Below are 15,207 nucleotides of genomic sequence, written 5' to 3' on the forward strand. Positions count from 1 at the left end.
GTGGAATCAGTCCAGGCCTGTATAAGGTTTGTGGTCAATGAGGCATCATGAATTTTGGGGAGGTTTGAAGTGGTTTCGTCGTCTAGGTCTGCTGATTCTCGCAGTCATAGGTTTGGTCTTCGGTCACTCATATCGACATTGGTGCTGATACCCCTGCTTCTGACCGGCATGGCTGCCGGCACCGTTTTCGCCTCCGACGCAGATGTCAACGGGGGGGGGGGGTCGCTATACCGATCCGGTAGATAACGGTTCGCTTGGCAATTTACAACCGACTAGTCTGCCTTCTCCGTCACCGCTGACGACCTCATCTGTTTCACCGTCGCCTGCTCAATCTCAGTCTGAATCAGCTCCGAGCAATTCTCACGAGGATGCCAAAACCCAGTCAGCTACTGCCGATTCCCACACTGTGGTATTTGATTCCGCCAATGGAGGCAAAGCAGAACGCGTAACTGTGCCGGATGGTTCCTTGGCGTCACCGCCTATTCGCAATCCGCAGCGTGACGGCTATCGTTTTGACGGCTGGGCGGAGCATGACGGAATCATGGATTTCCGCACCCCGGTCACCAGAGACATCACCTTAAAGGCCAAGTGGACAGCGGTTACTGATTGGACTCTGAGTCCCGACCATGGTCCGGCTTCCGGCGGCACCAGCATCACCGTTACACCTCCGAATGCGGATTCCCTTTCCTTTAGCACGTTGGAAGCCCGTGACGACAAGCTGATCGGTGTGACCGGCGATGGCCGCCTGTTCACGTGGACAACGAACGATAAGATACCCGTTCAGGTGCCATCACCTCGAAGTACGTCTGGCGACGTGCGATTCATAACTGGAGTCGTTGGCAGGAACGGTTACGCGGCCTTGAGCCGGGACCACCGCATCTACACCTGGAATGGGAGCGGGGATACACCAGCCTTGCTCGCCTCAGACTCCACGACCTACGCCAGCATCGCCATGACTCCTGGCCACCTCTTAGCAGTGAATCAAGATGGCCTTATATGCGCATGGACCAGTAAGGGGAAGCTGACAGGAAAGGCCATGAGCCTGCCCAAGCAGGCCTTAGCAGTCAAGGCGGTTGGCAATGGTGATCGCCTGCTCGCCTTGGATAGCAAGGGCCAGGTATGGACTTGGAAGCCGGATGCCGTTGATATCAATCAGATACAACCCGTCAAGGTCACCAGCCGCATTGTTCAGATATCATCCGTGGATCATGGCTTTATACTTCTTGACTTAACAGGTCAGATTAGCTATCTGGATAACGAACAAAGCCAGCCAAAACCGCTTGTTTCATCTGAACTTTCTGCCGTTACAGCCATAAGCAGTAACGTTATGCAAGCAACTCTCATAGATTCAAAAGGCCGCATCTGGGCCTGGAAGCCCGGCGAAGCGCCCACATGTACGACCGATGGGAATCAGCAGTACATGCAAGCCGCCGAAGCCGCCGGCAGCAGAATCACCGCCATCAGCAGGACGGGCGACATATACAGGTGGAGCCTGGACGAGCAGGGCCGGCCCGGCAAACCAGCAAGGCTCGACACCAGCACCGCGCTCACACTGGAATCAGCTAGCATGGACGGCCAAGCATTGACGTTCAGCAAGAACGACGACGCTTTGCAGGCGGAGATTCCCGCCCACAAGCCAGGGCAAACCGCCATCACCATCGCCGGCAGGCAGGACGGCCAGCCCTTCACCAGGAGTCTCAACTACACGGTCGACCAGCCCCTGACCAGGGAGGAAGTGCAAAGCCCCACTTACACGGTCACCTTCAATGCAGAAGGCGGAAACCCCAAACCCGCAGACCAGAGTGTCTCCACCCCGTACGGCAGGGCCAAGCGTCCCTCCCCCGACCCGGCTCGCCAAGGCTACCTGTTCGACGGATGGTTCATTGGGGAGGTCGCCTACGACTTCAGCAGACCCGTCACCCAGAACCTTACCCTCACCGCCAAATGGACCTTCAAAGACCCCAACAACACGTGGAAAATCAACCCTGACAAAGGCAGCCAGACAGGAGGCCAACAGACCACCATCACCCCGCCAGACATTCCCAGGCGAGGCATCAGGTTCAGCCAGGTCAGCGAAGGAAAAGAAGGGAAAGATACCTATCTGACCAATTTTTCCTTGGCTTTGGGCAGTGACGGGAACGCCTACGCCTGGGGGAAAAACGACCATGGCCAGCTCGGCGACGGGACGTACACCGACCGGACTACGCCGGTCATGGTGCAGAAGCCTGCCGGCGTGTCTGCGGATTTCACCTACGTGCAGGTCAGCGCCGGAGGTGCCCATTCGCTGGCCCTGGGCAGCGACGGGAACATCTACGGCTGGGGATTCAACCGGTATGGCGAGCTCGGCGACACGACGAGAACCGAACGGAATACGCCGGGCAAGGTGCCCAAGCCTGTGAATTGTCCGGACCTACCAGCGGATTTCACCTACGTACAGATCAGCGCCGGAGAGGATGATTCGCTGGCCGTGGGCAGCGACGGGAACGTCTACGCCTGGGGATGGGACTGGGATGGCGAGCTCGGCGACGGGATGGAGGGCGGCCTTTGGCTTGAGTCGCACAGAGCGCTGAAGCCTGAAGGCACACCCACGAACTTTGCCTTCGTGCAGGTCAGCGCCGGAGGCGCTCATACGCTAGCCATAGGCAACGACGGAAACGCCTACGCCTGGGGATTAAACAGCACTGGTCAGCTCGGAGACGGGACGGACACCTACACTCAGACTAAGCCGGTCATGGTGAGGACGCCTGATCGCAAGACGTATCCGGACGTGCCTGCGAACTTCACCTACGTGCAGGTCAGCGCCGGAGACGCTCATACGCTAGCCATAGGCAGCGACGGGAACGTCTATGCCTGGGGAATCAATGTTGATGGCGAGCTTGGCAATAACAGCGAAGGTGACTTTGCAGGTTCGTCTGTTCCCGTGCGCGTGCGCGATCCAAGCAGCCCCACTGACGCGAGCAAAGGGCTGAAAGCCACACAGGTCTACGCCGGAAGCCATCATTCACTGGCCGTGGGCAGCGACGGATACGCCTATGCCTGGGGAGAAGACAAGTATGGCAGGCTCGGCAACAACAGCGGCGGCTCTTCGAGCGTTCCTATTCATGTGCGCGACCCCGCCAGCCCCACTGACGCGAGCAAAGGACTGAAAGCCACACAGGTCAGCGCCGGAATGTATCGATCGCTGGCCGTGGGCAGCGACGGGAAAGCCTACACCTGGGGATACAAAGCCTACACCTGGCAATACGACGACGCTTCCGGTGATATCATCGACGGCGCCACCAACAACTGGAGTGTTCCAGTGCCGGTGGAGATCAAACTGCAGCTGGTGATCACCGGCGTCAGATTCGACCAGACCCCCGCATCAGAACTGAAGCCCGGCGATGGCGGCAGCGTGACCGTGACCACGCCTGCACACATGCCGGGCACGGTCACCGTCAGCGTGGACTACACGGTGCTGGGCGGACCCCAGCAGCCGGACACCTCCCTCAAATACACATACCTGGCTGCAGGCGTGCTCCCAAAGGCGGGCGGGGAAGGCATCCTGCTCGCCCTGGCCACCGGCATGACCGGCATGGGCGGGGTCCTGGCATCCCGCCGCCACCGGAGGGAGACACGCCTGCTGTCATACACTTCACACGAGTAAGACAGGCCTGAGGCGGATCAATCCCCCCGCCCCCGGCCCACAAAAGGGGCAGGGAGGCCAGTGTCAGTCAAGGCTCAACCCCAAGTGAGCCGACACTCCCTCCCGCGCCCCCACCACACTTACGCCTGCTGGAGTTCAAGGCAGGCATGCACGTCCCGAACACGGCCGGGCCAGCCACGGGCAGAAACCCGCAGCCAGCCTGGCCGCTGTTTACTCATATAGGCATGTGTTGTATAAACCCGTTCAATATCTTTGGTCAAGTCGCCTTTAGATCCAGCTGACACCTAAAGCTACGTGATCAGGCTCACATTGTTCCTGTACCTTGGTCCTAGGCATGCTAAGGTACTTATCCTCAGCTTCTGAATTACTCAGTTTCCCATGATTACCAGGTTTCCGCTCTCATCCAGACCTGCAGGATTCGTGTAAGGCAGCTCCGCTACAACATCGAGTCCATTTCGACTGGCCGGGTTTGCGAAAAGCAAGATTCAGCCGCCTTCTTGCGTTACCATGAAAATTCATTCGGCACTTCAGCACTCCTGCGGTCTCAATAGGTCGTATGTAAAGGACTGAAGTGCACAAAAGAAGGTCTAATATACGGGATTAGAGGAGGCCGATTGGCTGGTATGGAGGTGATGGACCATATCACGCCATCCAATACCTTTCGCTTCCCGCAGCACCAACCGGTGGTTACAAGCCGCCCTGTTAGGATGTTGAGGATCAGCCATGCATTTCACAGTAGACAACCTTGAAGAGGTATTTCCCCTGGCAGAATTCATAGCCGATTCCTTCGGTCCCATGGCCGAGATTGTGGTTCATGACATCACACGCCCAGAAAATTCCATTGTCTTCATCCGCAACGGACAGCTCTCCGGACGCTCCCTGGGTGACAGGATTACTGATCAGACGCTCCAACTGGCCATACGGGCCGACCAGGACGGGGCCGACTTCGTCTCCGACTACAGAGGGCGCCGGCTGAACAAGCACGAGTTCCGCGTCTCCTCCTACCTGGTCCGCAACCGGGAGCAGACCGTCATTGGTCTGCTCTGCATCAGTATCAACATTACCGAGTTGCAGCAGGCTGCCCATGTGTTGCAGACGCTGTCCTCGATCGACTCCGACGATGTACAGATCTCCACTGAGACCTCCCGCCACCACGTGAGCGAGGAGCCCGCGGAGAACATTCGCAGAATCACCAGAGATGAGGTCCGCCAGTTCAACATTCCTATGGACAAGCTGACCAAGCAGGACAGGCTGGAGATCATTCGCAACATCAAGGACCGGGGCATCTTCCTCATCAAAGGCGCGGTGGGCATCGTAGCCCCTGAGCTCAAGATATCAATTCCCACCCTCTACCGGTACCTGCAGGCCCTGAAATAAGGGCTAAAAAGTAAGACCTCCGGCGGCAGGAGAGGGGGGTATATTTCTGTGCCGCCGGAGGAGCTTTACAGCACGGCCGCCGCCATTGGCGACAACCGGAACGTGGCCATACATACAAACCACGCAAGTATCACATAGGTAAAACAGGGAGCCCTCAGTTTCCTCGAGCTGGGGTGCATTGCAGATTCAGCCAGGCTAGATACGTGCCCTCATTGGCCTAGGCCTTTCTTCATGCTATCACCTCTTCAAGGATGTATCAGGTACTCCCGTTTCTGGCAGGTCCCCCGACCTGCTGCTAAGAGCAAATTATCACAAGGTCCCGGACATACTCAACACTTCGTTCGCTATCCGCCACGAAAACCGGTCGACAGCCACTGTAGTTAAGCATGAACAGCAAACTTCAGTCATGCTGGTAACAATAATTTATTACTTGCATCTTTGCCGGGGAATGACTAGTGAAAGATCATCGAGAATTCAGAAAGTTCGTAAAATGCCAATCGCTGACTTAGAACTATCGGTAGATAAAAGATAGGGGAGGGGGAAGGAGAAAATCCAGGTGGGCGATGCAGGAATCGAACCTGCGACCCCTTCGGTGTGAACGAAGTGCGCTAGCCGCTGCGCCAATCGCCCGGATTGGAAAAGACCACCGAAGTGATCCTCGTGGGCGATACTGGATTCGAACCAGTGACCCCTTCCGTGTCAGGGAAGTGCGCTACCTCTGCGCCAACCGCCCGGGTCATTCTCGTTTCGAGAGAGAGGTGGGTACGAGAGTCGAACTCGTCTATACGGCTTTGCAGGCCGCTGCCTAACCGCTTGGCTAACCCACCGTATTGGTTAAACTGCTCGAAACCTCGAGCGGGCAACGGGACTCGGACCCGCGGTCTCGACCTTGGCAAGGTCGCGCTTTACCAACTAAGCTATGCCCGCACATTCAACTTTCACCGTGGTGGTGACTGCCGAAGCACGTTGCACTACTGTAGCGTAGACCTCCGCACTTGGCAAAAAGCGCGTGTCGCCGCGTCATAGAGCCACCCTCCGCTGACGGCAAAGCCGCCAAGTACAAGGCTTCCTACCGGTAGGGTGAGAGGTATGAGTGAAGAAGCCAGGCAGCACTGCACCATGGTGGCCGCCTTCGATGGCTGGAACGATGCGTGCTCAGCCTCGACCAACGTCATCCGCCACCTGTTGAACGTCTATGAGTCCCATGAGATCGGCAGCATTCCGGGCGATGGGTTCTACGACTATCAGATGTCACGGCCCATGCTCTGCCACGTGCAGGGTCGGCGGCGAATTATCTGGCCCTCTACCAAGATCTACCGGGTGCAGATTGATGACACCCACACGCTTCTGCTGGAGATGGGCCCGGAACCCAACTACCACTGGAGCGACTTCTGCAGGCGCAGCATCCACTGGGCCGAAGACGATGAGGCGGAGGCCATCATCACACTGGGTGCCATGTTCGCCGACTGCCCCCACACCAGGCCCCTGCCCATTGACGACCTGGCTGGCGACCAGCCCAAGACCGACACCGATGGCCACTCCGGCCCCATAGGCATCCCCACCGTTCTGGACGCCCTGGCCACCCAGGACGGCTACAGCACCGAATCCATCTGGGTCTCCGTGCCCCAGTACCTGGGTAGCGACGAGTGCGCCCAGGGAACCCTGCAGCTGCTGCAAAGGCTCTCAGCCATGCTTGGCGTCCACCTTGACGAGGGGGAGCTGCCCCGCAAGGCCGCCGAATGGAAGGCCCAGGCCGGCATGCTTCTGCGCTGCAACGACGACCTGGCCAACTATGTCCACCGTCTGGAGATGGATGTCGACCAGGCCCAGGTGGACGAGCCGGCCGCCGAAGAGCTGGTCCGGGAAGCCGAGGATTATCTGCGCTCCATGGGCAACAAAGGCCCCTCCTTGTCTGAGTGACGACCTAGGCTGTGGGTCGATAAACCATGTCCAGCCTGCACCCTGTAACGCGGGCTCCGATAGCAAGGACGGCATTCATGACACAGTCGAACATCTCCATCATCGTCAAAGGCGAACGGAAGGAGGTGGCGGCGGATCAGACTGGCGTCCAGCTTTTTGCTGACGACAAGGACATCATCGCCGTCGACCTCAACGGGCAGCCACGCGACCTCTACACACCCCTGCACGAAGGCGACAAGGTCGATCCCATCACCTTGGAGAGCGACCAGGGACTGGCCATCATGCGGCACTCGGCAACCCACGTCATGGCTCAGGCCGTCCAGGAGATCCGCCCGGACGCCAAGCTGGGCATCGGCCCGGCCATCAAGGATGGCTTCTATTACGACTTCGACGTGGACAAGCCCTTCACCCCCGACGACCTCAAGCAGATCGAACAGCGGATGAAGCGGATTATCAAGTCCTCCCAGAGCTTCCGTCGTCGCGTGGTGACCGAGGAGGAGGCCCGCAAGGAGGAGGCCGACCAGCCCTACAAGCTGGAGCTGATCGGAGCCAAAGAGGCCGAGATCAATAGTGAGGAAGCCACTGAGGTGGCCACCGGTGGCGAGCTGACCATGTACGACAATCTGGACCGCGAGGGCAACACGGTCTGGAAGGACCTATGCCGTGGCCCCCACCTGCCCAACACCCGCTACATCCGCTGCTTCAAGCTCATGCGAACGGCAGCCGCTTACTGGCGCGGGGACGAGAAGAACCCCATGCTCCAGCGCATCTACGGCACTGCCTGGGCCAACAAGGATGATATGAAGGCCTACACCGCCCGTCTGGAGGAGGCCGCCCGCCGCGACCATCGCAAGCTGGGCGCCGAGATGGACCTCTTCTCCTTCCCTGATGAAATCGGGCCCGGACTGCCCGTCTTCCACCCCAAGGGCGCGGCCGTCATCAACGTCATGGAGGACTACTCCCGCCAGATGCACCGGCGCAACGGCTACTCCTTTGTGCAGACCCCGCACATCACCAAGGGCCACCTCTACGAGATCTCGGGCCATCTGCAGTGGTACAAGGACGGCATGTACCCGCCCATGCACCTGGATGAGGAGAAGGATGCCAACGGCAAGGTCACCCGCCAAGGCTTCGACTACTACCTGAAGCCCATGAACTGCCCCATGCACAACCTGATCTTCAAGTCCCGGCAGCGCTCCTACAAGGAACTGCCCCTGCGGCTGTTCGAGTTCGGCACCGTCTACCGCTACGAGAAGTCCGGCGAGGTCCACGGCCTGACCCGCGTGCGCGGCCTGACCCAGGACGACTCCCACATCTACTGCACCCGTGACCAGATGAAGGGGGAGCTGACCAACCTGCTCCAGTTTGTGCTCAAGGTGCTCAAGGACTTCGGCCTCAACGACTTCTACCTGGAGTTGTCGACCAAGGATCCCAACAAGTTCGTCGGTTCTGACGAGGTCTGGGAGGAGGCTACCAACACCTTGGCCGAGGTGGCCAAGGACTCAGGGCTAGAACTGGTTGACGACCCCGAAGGCGCCGCCTTCTACGGGCCCAAGATCTCCGTACAGGCGCGCGACGCCATCGGGCGCACCTGGCAGGTCTCCACGATTCAGCTTGACTTCAACCTGCCTGAGCGCTTCCAGCTGGAGTACATCGCCGCCGACGGCTCCCACCAGCGACCGGTCATGATCCACCGGGCTCTCTTCGGTTCCATCGAGCGCTTCTTCGCCATCCTGCTGGAGCACTACGCCGGCGCCTTCCCGGCCTGGCTTGCACCGGTCCAGGTGCAGGCGGTGCCCGTGGCTGACGAGTTCGCCCCCCACTTGGAGCACCTGCTGGACGAGCTGCGCGATGACATGGTCCGCTGCGAGATCGACCGCTCCGACGATCGCTTTGGCAAGAAGATCCGCAACGCAGCCAAGTCCAAGGCACCCTTCATCCTGATTGCCGGCGAGGAGGACGTCTCCAAGAACGCGGTCTCCTTCCGCTTCCGCGACGGCAGCCAGCTCAACGGAGTGCCTGTGGAGCAGGCCCGCGCCTGGATCAACGAGGCCATCAAGGTCCGCGCACAGATCAACTCGGCAGACGACTTCCGAGCGAACACCTCCTGCAGTCAGGACTGACCAATGTTCGAGCATCTACGGCGCCCTTGGAAACGCATCATCGCCCCCATCGCCCGCGGCCTGGTTCATCTGGGCGTGAGCGCCAACGGTGTCACGATCATCGGAGCCGTAGGCACCACTCTGGTCGCCATCGTGATCGGGTTCACCGGCTGGCTCCTGCCCGGGGCCATCGTCCTGGCCATCCTGGTGGCCTTCGACTCCCTGGATGGTTCCGTGGCCTCGCTGACCGGCGGAGGCACCCAGTTCGGGGGCTTCCTGGACTCCACCCTTGACCGGATAGCCGACTGGGCCGTCCTGACCGGGGTCATCATCTACCTGCGCCGCCACGAACTGGCCTGGGTGGCGGATGGCGGCCACCAGGATCCCGACATCTGGGCCCAGGTCGGCATGGCTGCAGCGCTCTTCGCTATCATGACGTCCTTTGTCACCTCCTACGCTCGGGCACGGGCCGAGGCGGAGGGCTTCGAGGCCAAGAACGGCATCGCCACCAGATCGGACCGGCTGGTCATCATCCTGGTGGGCATGGCGCTGACGGGGGCCGGGCTGCCCTTGGCCGTGCTCAGCTGCTTCCTGGTCCTGCTGGCCCTGCTGGGCATCGTCACCGTCTGGCAGCGGATCAGCCACGTCGCCAAGGATATGAGCCGCAACCCGCAGCCTGCCAACCCCAACCACGAGTGAGCCCATGCCGGACCGACTGCTCATCTTTCTGGCGCAGCATGCGCGTCTGGTGCCCGAGAGGTTGTTGCGCGGCCTCTTCCTGGCAGCAGCCGACTTCTGCTGGCTGTTTCGGATAGGCGGTGTCAGGCAGCTGGAGCGCAACCTGGCCCATGTCATGCCGGAGGTCGACCATCCCAGTCTGCGTCGCACCTCGCGCCAGGGCATGCGCTCCTACTTCGTCTACTTCGTAGAGGCCCTGACCGTGGGGGCCCGCACCAAGGAGCAGCTGTTGGCACGTATACACGGTGGCGGCAGCGCCTACCCGGATCCAGCCAAGACAGATATCGGCCTGCGCTCCCTGCCCATCGGCATGGGCCACCAGGGCAACTGGGACTACGCGGGGTTCTGGGCCTGCTCCACGGTCGGGCAGGTCACCACGGTGGCAGAGCGGCTGCGGGACCAAGGCATGCTCAACACCTTTGCGGACATCCGTCGCCGCCTGGGCATGAACATTCTGCTGACCGGTGAGCCGAACATCACCGGCCGTCTGACAACCCTGCTGCGGGAGCCTGATCAAGTCGTGCCCCTGCTGGCCGACCGCGATCTGAGCCGCCGAGGCGTCTTCGTCAGAGCCTTTAACTCCTGGATCCGCGTGGCCGCTGGCCCTGCCGTCATAGCCTTGGATGCCCGCCTGCCCCTGTATACCGTGAACATGCACAGGGAAAAGCTGACGGGGGAGCGCCGCCGGCAGGCCAAGGCCCCCTACGGCTATGTCTGCCAGGTGGACGGGCCTATCGCCATCGAACCCTACCTGGATATGCCCCGGAAGCAGGCCATCAACGATCTGACCCAGGCCTGGGTGGACCAGTGGGCCCAGGGTATTCGCGAGCATCCCGAGGACTGGCACATGCTCCAGCCGATTTTTCTTGAGGATCTGGATCTTTCTCGGATGCACGACCTTCCGGACTTCATCCTGGCCCAGGCATCCAAGAACAAGGGAGGTAACAGGCATGAAGGCACCCGAGCAAAGGCCTGAGCAGGAGGCGGAACGTGCCGCTATCAAGGCCCCTCTGCGGGTGGGGATCATCTCGCCCTACTCCTTCGAGACCCCAGGAGGCGTCCAACTGCACATCCGCGACTTCGCCAGGCATCTTATGGACCGCGGCCACCAGGTGCAGGTTCTGGCGCCGGGCCGACGCACCAAGGACATGCCCCTTTGGGTACAGACCACCGGCTCCTCTTTCTCCATTCCCTACAACGGATCCGTGGCCAACCTGAGCTACTTCGGCGTGGCCGGCCACAAGACCAGACAGTGGGTCAGGCAGGGCCACTTCGACATTCTGCATCTGCATGAGCCCGAGGTGCCCTCCCTGAGCCACAAGCCCCTGCGGCCCGGATTCATTCCCTGCCCCTATGTGGCCACCTTCCATGCGGCCTTCGATTCGACTCCGCTGGCCCTGAGGCTGACCAGGCGCTACCTGCGCCGATACCTGGCCAATATCAGCCAAGCTATCTTCGTCAGCCCCTCAGCCATGCAGAACGCCCGGAATCTGCTGGAGCCGGGCATCCCCAGCCAGATAATTCCCAACGGCATCGAAACGAGAGCTCTGCGCAATGCCAGGCCTCGTCCAGAATGGCAGGGGAGCGACCGGCAGCCCACCATCGGCTTCCTGGGAAGGATGAAGGAAGAGCGCAAGGGGTTCAGAATCTTGGCCCAGGCCGCACCTGCCATTCTTCAGCGTGTGCCCGGAGTCCGCTTCCTTTGTGCAGGTGACGGCCAGGCAGATGCCAGGAAAGTACTTGAGGCTGTTGATCCCGGACTGGCCCAGCACTTCACCTTCCTGGGTCGGATCAGTGACGAGGACAAAGCCTCCTTCTACCACAGCCTGAATATGTATGTAGCCCCGCAGACCGGGGGAGAAAGCTTCGGCATCGTGCTGGTCGAGGCCATGGCGGCAGGCTGCCCGGTGGTGGCCTCGGACCTGCCAGCATTCAAGGATGTCTCACAGAACGGCCGCAGCGCGCGTCTGTTCGCCACCGGAGACCCCCAGGACTGCGCCCGGGTGGTCCTTGAACTGCTGGACGACCGACCCACACGTCTGGGTCTGGCTTCGTGCGGAATGGGTCGGGCCAGCGACTACGACTGGGAGCGGGTCACCGACCAGATTCTGGACGTCTATGCCCGGGCCCTGGCAGCTCGGCCTGATCATCGCCGTGGCTTGCTGGGCAGACTGGTGGGCCGGAAGGTTGGTTCTCTTTACGATGAAGCCCCCACGGGGGGGCCTGAAAACCCGTAAAATTGTCAAAGAGCGGAACTAGAATTCCATTCGTTTACGCATTCGTACCGTCAGGAGACATATGTCAGGGCATTCGAAGTGGGCGACCACCAAGCACAAGAAAGCAGCCATCGACGCCAAGCGTGGCAAGCTCTTCGCCAAGCTGATCAAGAACATCGAGATCGCTGCCCGCACCGGCGGCGGTGACCCCGACGGTAACCCCACCCTCTACGACGCCATCGTCAAGGCCAAGAAGTCCTCCGTGCCCGCAGACAACATCACCAGGGCCGTCAAGCGTGGCTCGGGCGAGGAGGCCGGAGCGGCCAACTACGAGAGCATCGTCTACGAGGGCTACGCTCCCGCCGGCGTCGGCATAATCATCGAGTGCCTGACCGACAACCGCAACCGTGCGGCCGCCGAGGTCCGTTCCACCCTGACCAAGGGCGGCGGCTCCCTGGCCCAAAACGGGTCGGTCAGCTTCAACTTCGAGCGCAAGGGCCAGATCATCGTCCCCTCGGAGGGCCTGGACTACGATACGGTCTTCGAGAAGGCCGCCGAGGCAGGTGCTGAGGATGTGCAGGACAACGGCGAGAGCTACACCGTACTGACTGCCCCCGGCGATATGGTCACCGTCCGTAAGGCCCTGCAGGATGCCGGTATGGACTACGACTCCGCCGATTTGGTCCTCAACCCCAAGAGCGAGGTCACCCTAGACCTGGACTCCGCCCGCAAGGTCTCAAAGCTGATCGACAACCTGGACGATCTGGACGACGTGCAGGATATCTACAGCAACTGGACTGCGCCCGACGAGGTCATGGCCCAGTTGGACGACGAGTGACCTTATGATTGTTCTCGGCGTCGACCCGGGGCTCACCCGATGCGGCGTTGGCGTCATTGAAGCCGGTGCATCGCGCCGGCTTTCCTTTGTTCATGTGGACGTCGTGCGCTCAGACCCCGAACAGAGCCAGGACCTGCGTCTGCTGACCATCTACCAGGGGCTGACGGCCGCCTTGGACCGTTTCAGTCCCGACGTGGTATCAATCGAGCGAGTCTTTGCCCAGTCCAATCACAACACCGTGCTGGGAACCGCTCAGGCGGCAGGGCTAGCCATGCTGGGAGCTGCGCAGCGGGGGATTCCCGTGGCCCTGCACACACCCACCGAGGCCAAGATGGCCGTAACCGGCAACGGCCAGGCTGACAAGATTCAGGTGCAACGGATGGTGGCCCGCATCCTGGGGCTCAATCAGCTGCCCAAGCCTGCCGATGCCGCAGATGCTTTGGCCCAGGCCATCTGCCATGCCCTAAGGCCTGCCGGGGCCATCCAAGGCGGGGAACGCGAGGAGCATCTGACCCAGGCCCAGCGTCAGTGGGCCCAGGCCTCTGCCAAGTACGGCAAGCACCGGGGAGTCCAGCGAGACATGTAAGCTGATTCGAACAGACGTTCGATTCTATCGAGGGGTGATCAAGTGCTGGCAATGCTGACCGGGCGGGTGGCCGCCATCGAAACGGGCTCGGCGGTCATTGATGTTTCGGGAGTGGGTTTCGAGGTGCGCATGCCTCAGTCAGATCTAGCCTCCATGCGGGCCGAGTCCACGGTCACCGTTTACACCGCTCTGTCCCTGACTCAGGACGCGCTGACCCTCTACGGATTCCTCAGCCGCACCTCCAAATCCCTCTTTGCCCAGTTGCAGAAAGTCAGCGGCATCGGACCTCGTGTGGCCCTGTCCATTCTTGCCACCCTGAACTCAGACCAACTGGCCCAAGCCGTGGCTGACGGCGATGCTGTGGCCCTATCCCGGGCGCCAGGCCTAGGCAAGAAGGGTGCTCAGAAGATCATCCTCGAACTCTCCGGAAAGCTTGATTTGGATGCCGGCACGGGCAGACAGGGGCCAGCTCAGACCGACGATGGCGCCCACCAGGTGGTTGAGGGACTGATCTCCCTGGGATGGCTACAGCGTGATGCCGAGCAGGCTGTTGAGCAGACATGCCGCGATGGAGGCTACACCCTGCCCCTGCAGTCTGCCGACATTCCCAAGGTGCTCAAGCAGGCCCTGACCCTGCTGGACAGGGGGCGCTGATCCATGGCTGACAAGCAGATGTCTACAGGGTATATAGATACCCAGAATGGTGATGCGCAAGAGGAATCCCTGCGGATGGTCTCGGCCAGGCCCATCGAAGGCGAGCCGGTCAGCGACGAGGAGCTGCGTCCGGAAACCCTGGACGGGTTCATCGGACAGCCCCGGCTCAAGGCCCAGTTGAGCCTCTTTTTGAAGGCTGCCAAAAAGAGGGATGTGGCCCCGGATCATATTCTGCTCGCAGGCCCCCCGGGCCTGGGCAAGACCACCCTGGCCATGATCGTTGCCCATGAGCTGGAGGTTCCCATTCGTGTCACCTCGGGGCCAGCTGTTCAGCATGCCGGCGACCTGGCCTCCATCCTGAGCTCTCTGGAGGCCGGTGAGGTGCTCTTCATAGACGAGATCCACCGTCTGCCTAGGGCCGCCGAAGAACTGCTCTACATCGCCATGGAAGACTTCCGGGTGGATGTCATGGTGGGCAAGGGCCCCGGAGCCTCCTCCATTCCGCTGACCCTGCCCAGATTCACGGTCATCGGAGCCACCACTCGTGAGGGCATGCTGCCCTCGCCGCTGCGAGCCCGTTTCGGCTTCACCGCCCACCTGGACTTCTACCCGGAGGAAGAGCTGGAGAAGTTGGTCGAGCGATCAGCCAAGGTGCTAGGCATTGTCCTGCAGGATGACGCCGCCCATCAGCTGGCCCTGCGCTCCCGTGGCACGCCCAGGATCGCCAACCGCCTCCTGCGTCGTGTGCGTGACTGGGCCATAGTCCACGATCTTGACCGTGTTGGCCCTGATGATGTCAAACAGGCCCTGGCCCTCTACCAGATCGATTCCGAGGGGCTGGACCGTCTGGATTTGGCCGTCCTCAAGGCCATCGTCAACAGTTTCGACGGTGGTCCCGTGGGCCTGAACAACCTGGCCGCTATGGTGGGCGAGGAGGCCGAGACGGTCGAAACGGTCTGTGAGCCCTACCTAGTGCGCGAGGGCTTCTTGGTACGTACACCAAAAGGGCGTGTGGCCACTTCTAAGGCCTGGGAGCACCTAGGTCGCAAACCGCCCGAGGATGTCATGAAGCTGTTCTAGACTGGGGTCTTCGCAGCAATGCATATCGCCGTTTGATACCCGCCGAAACAAGG

Annotated in this window: 11 protein-coding genes and 4 tRNA genes; 11 read left to right on the plus strand and 4 right to left on the minus strand. The window is 60.8% G+C overall.

The features are described from left to right. Positions 1–451: 451 nt before the first annotated feature. Together H3T93_RS02315 and H3T93_RS02320 are read left to right on the plus strand one after the other, a co-directional pair. Complete coding sequence (locus H3T93_RS02315) at positions 452–3,643, plus strand: InlB B-repeat-containing protein (protein WP_233439322.1); 3,192 nt, start codon at positions 452–454, stop codon at positions 3,641–3,643. Between the two features lie 723 nt (positions 3,644–4,366). Beyond that, on the plus strand, positions 4,367–5,020 hold the full coding sequence (locus tag H3T93_RS02320) for a helix-turn-helix transcriptional regulator (protein WP_144177103.1): 654 nt from the start codon (positions 4,367–4,369) through the stop codon (positions 5,018–5,020). A gap of 557 nt (positions 5,021–5,577) precedes the next feature. Here H3T93_RS02320 and H3T93_RS02325 read toward each other — a convergent pair. From H3T93_RS02325 to H3T93_RS02340, 4 genes are all read right to left on the minus strand, one after another. Continuing rightward, positions 5,578–5,650: transfer RNA gene (locus H3T93_RS02325), tRNA-Val, on the minus strand. 31 nt (positions 5,651–5,681) lie between these two features. Then, positions 5,682–5,753: transfer RNA gene (locus H3T93_RS02330), tRNA-Val, on the minus strand. A 23-nt stretch (positions 5,754–5,776) separates the two neighbouring features. Then, a tRNA-Cys gene (locus tag H3T93_RS02335) sits at positions 5,777–5,847 on the minus strand. 27 nt (positions 5,848–5,874) lie between these two features. Further along, positions 5,875–5,947, minus strand: a tRNA-Gly gene (locus H3T93_RS02340). Between the two features lie 162 nt (positions 5,948–6,109). Between H3T93_RS02340 and H3T93_RS02345 the strand changes: the two genes are divergently transcribed. The 9 genes from H3T93_RS02345 to ruvB all read left to right on the plus strand — a co-directional run bounded on the left by H3T93_RS02345 (position 6,110) and on the right by ruvB (position 15,154). Continuing rightward, positions 6,110–6,940: a PAC2 family protein gene (locus tag H3T93_RS02345; protein ID WP_024628113.1), complete on the plus strand. Its 831-nt coding sequence runs from the start codon at positions 6,110–6,112 to the stop codon at positions 6,938–6,940. Positions 6,941–7,017: 77 nt separating this feature from the next. Then, the gene (gene thrS / locus H3T93_RS02350; protein ID WP_144177101.1) at positions 7,018–9,063 is read left to right on the plus strand and encodes a threonine--tRNA ligase; all 2,046 of its coding nucleotides are present in this window, start codon (positions 7,018–7,020) and stop codon (positions 9,061–9,063) included. Between the two features lie 3 nt (positions 9,064–9,066). Then, the gene (pgsA, locus tag H3T93_RS02355; RefSeq protein WP_144177099.1) at positions 9,067–9,741 is read left to right on the plus strand and encodes a phosphatidylinositol phosphate synthase; all 675 of its coding nucleotides are present in this window, start codon (positions 9,067–9,069) and stop codon (positions 9,739–9,741) included. Between the two features lie 4 nt (positions 9,742–9,745). Beyond that, positions 9,746–10,756, plus strand: coding sequence for a phosphatidylinositol mannoside acyltransferase (locus H3T93_RS02360; protein WP_144177097.1), 1,011 nt, complete (start codon positions 9,746–9,748; stop codon positions 10,754–10,756). After that, complete coding sequence (locus H3T93_RS02365) at positions 10,731–12,017, plus strand: glycosyltransferase family 4 protein (RefSeq protein WP_144177094.1); 1,287 nt, start codon at positions 10,731–10,733, stop codon at positions 12,015–12,017. Before H3T93_RS02360 ends, H3T93_RS02365 begins: the two co-directional genes overlap by 26 nt. 61 nt (positions 12,018–12,078) lie before the next feature. Then, complete coding sequence (locus H3T93_RS02370; protein WP_110425236.1) at positions 12,079–12,834, plus strand: YebC/PmpR family DNA-binding transcriptional regulator; 756 nt, start codon at positions 12,079–12,081, stop codon at positions 12,832–12,834. A 4-nt stretch (positions 12,835–12,838) separates the two neighbouring features. Continuing rightward, on the plus strand, positions 12,839–13,420 hold the full coding sequence (gene ruvC / locus H3T93_RS02375) for a crossover junction endodeoxyribonuclease RuvC (protein WP_110412913.1): 582 nt from the start codon (positions 12,839–12,841) through the stop codon (positions 13,418–13,420). A gap of 42 nt (positions 13,421–13,462) precedes the next feature. Further along, the gene (gene ruvA, locus H3T93_RS02380) at positions 13,463–14,074 is read left to right on the plus strand and encodes a Holliday junction branch migration protein RuvA (protein ID WP_144177092.1); all 612 of its coding nucleotides are present in this window, start codon (positions 13,463–13,465) and stop codon (positions 14,072–14,074) included. Between the two features lie 3 nt (positions 14,075–14,077). Then, complete coding sequence (gene ruvB / locus H3T93_RS02385; protein WP_232346972.1) at positions 14,078–15,154, plus strand: Holliday junction branch migration DNA helicase RuvB; 1,077 nt, start codon at positions 14,078–14,080, stop codon at positions 15,152–15,154. Positions 15,155–15,207: the final 53 nt, after the last annotated feature.

Origin of the sequence: Bifidobacterium sp. M0404, assembly GCF_016101415.1 — a bacterium.
Classification (GTDB): Bacteria; Actinomycetota; Actinomycetes; order Actinomycetales; family Bifidobacteriaceae; genus Bombiscardovia; species Bombiscardovia polysaccharolytica.

Bases quoted from the DNA above. Each gene is read 5' to 3' on its own strand.
- H3T93_RS02370 (WP_110425236.1), top strand. From the start codon at position 12,079: ATGTCAGGGCATTCGAAGTGGGCGACCACCAAGCACAAGAAAGCAGCC.
- H3T93_RS02360 (WP_144177097.1), top strand. From the start codon at position 9,746: ATGCCGGACCGACTGCTCATCTTTCTGGCGCAGCATGCGCGTCTGGTG.
- H3T93_RS02365 (WP_144177094.1), top strand. From the start codon at position 10,731: ATGAAGGCACCCGAGCAAAGGCCTGAGCAGGAGGCGGAACGTGCCGCT.
- pgsA (WP_144177099.1), top strand. From the start codon at position 9,067: ATGTTCGAGCATCTACGGCGCCCTTGGAAACGCATCATCGCCCCCATC.
- thrS (WP_144177101.1), top strand. From the start codon at position 7,018: ATGACACAGTCGAACATCTCCATCATCGTCAAAGGCGAACGGAAGGAG.
- ruvB (WP_232346972.1), top strand. From the start codon at position 14,078: ATGGCTGACAAGCAGATGTCTACAGGGTATATAGATACCCAGAATGGT.
- H3T93_RS02345 (WP_024628113.1), top strand. From the start codon at position 6,110: ATGAGTGAAGAAGCCAGGCAGCACTGCACCATGGTGGCCGCCTTCGAT.
- H3T93_RS02320 (WP_144177103.1), top strand. From the start codon at position 4,367: ATGCATTTCACAGTAGACAACCTTGAAGAGGTATTTCCCCTGGCAGAA.
- ruvC (WP_110412913.1), top strand. From the start codon at position 12,839: ATGATTGTTCTCGGCGTCGACCCGGGGCTCACCCGATGCGGCGTTGGC.